Genomic DNA, 1,726 nt, shown 5'->3' with positions numbered 1-1,726 from the left:
GCATCATGAACAGCGGATTTGCCTACCGTTCGCCCTACATCCTTAGACCGGGACAACCATCGCCCGGCTCGGCTACCTTCCTGCGTCACACCTGTTAATACGCTTGCCTCCCAGGATCAGGTCCTGCGCTCCACCAAAACCCTCACACCACAAGGGTGATCGGGCAGGTCTCGGGCAGTTAGTATCCCCTGTTCAGCATGGGCGGTTTTTCGCCGGTACGGGAATATCAACCCGTTGTCCATCGACTACGCCTGTCGGCCTCGCCTTAGGTCCCGACTTACCCAGGGCAGATTAGCTTGACCCTGGAACCCTTGATCATTCGGCGGACGGGTTTCTCACCCGTCTTTCGCTACTCATGCCTGCATTCTCACTCGTGTAGGCTCCACCGCTGGTTTACACCGCGACTTCACCGCCCACACGACGCTCCCCTACCCATCCAAACACCTGAACCACGAAGGCTTAGTCATTGTTTGAATGCCACAACTTCGGCGGTGTACTTGAGCCCCGCTACATTGTCGGCGCGGAATCACTTGACCAGTGAGCTATTACGCACTCTTTTAAGGATGGCTGCTTCTAAGCCAACCTCCTGGTTGTCTGAGCAACTCCACATCCTTTCCCACTTAGCACACGCTTAGGGGCCTTAGTTGGTGGTCTGGGCTGTTTCCCTCTCGACTATGAAGCTTATCCCCCACAGTCTCACTGCTGCGCTCTCACTTACCGGCATTCGGAGTTTGGCTGACGTCAGTAACCTTGTAGGGCCCATTAGCCATCCAGTAGCTCTACCTCCAGCAAGAAACACGCAACGCTGCACCTAAATGCATTTCGGGGAGAACCAGCTATCACGAAGTTTGATTGGCCTTTCACCCCTACCCACAGCTCATCCCCTCCATTTTCAACTGAAGTGGGTTCGGTCCTCCACGACGTCTTACCGTCGCTTCAACCTGGCCATGGGTAGATCACTTCGCTTCGGGTCTAGATCACGCCACTGCAACGCCCTATTCAGACTCGCTTTCGCTACGGCTGCCCCACACGGGTTAACCTCGCGACGTAACACTAACTCGCAGGCTCATTCTTCAAAAGGCACGCCGTCACCAGAATCAGACTGGCTCCGACGGATTGTAAGCACACGGTTTCAGGTACTGTTTCACTCCCCTCCCGGGGTACTTTTCACCTTTCCCTCACGGTACTGGTCCGCTATCGGTCATTAGGGAGTATTTAGGCTTATCAGGTGGTCCTGACAGATTCGCACGGGATTTCTCGGGCCCCGTACTACTTGGGATACTCTCACAGGCGGTACAAAACATTACGGTTACGGGGCTAACACCCTCTCTGGCCGGCCTTTCAAAACCGTTCACCTATGCACGCACATCACACCCCACCAGCCCGGCAGAACTGGTATGGAAAGTCCCACAACCCCGACCATGCAACGCCCGCCGGCTATCACACATGGAACGGTTTAGCCTGATCCGCGTTCGCTCGCCACTACTAACGGAATCACTATTGTTTTCTCTTCCTGCGGGTACTGAGATGTTTCACTTCCCCGCGTTCCCTCCACGCACCCTATGTGTTCAGATGCGGGTCACCAAGTCACTCGCGCGCTTGGCGGGGTTTCCCCATTCGGACACCCTGGGATCACAGTCCGGTTATCGACTCCCCCAGGCTTATCGCAGATTCCTACGTCCTTCTTCGGCTCCTAATGCCAAGGCATCCACCGTGTGCTCTTAAA

At 55.4% G+C, this 1,726-nt stretch carries 1 rRNA gene; it reads right to left on the bottom strand.

Annotated elements, in window-relative coordinates:
* Positions 1 to 1,726, bottom strand: a 23S ribosomal RNA gene (locus P2Q66_RS21760); the annotation flags it as partial.

The sequence above is a fragment of the Arthrobacter sp. Cr_A7 genome, assembly GCF_029222765.1.
GTDB lineage: Bacteria > Actinomycetota > Actinomycetes > Actinomycetales > Micrococcaceae > Arthrobacter.
This window is presented reverse-complemented; position numbering and strand designations above follow the sequence as displayed.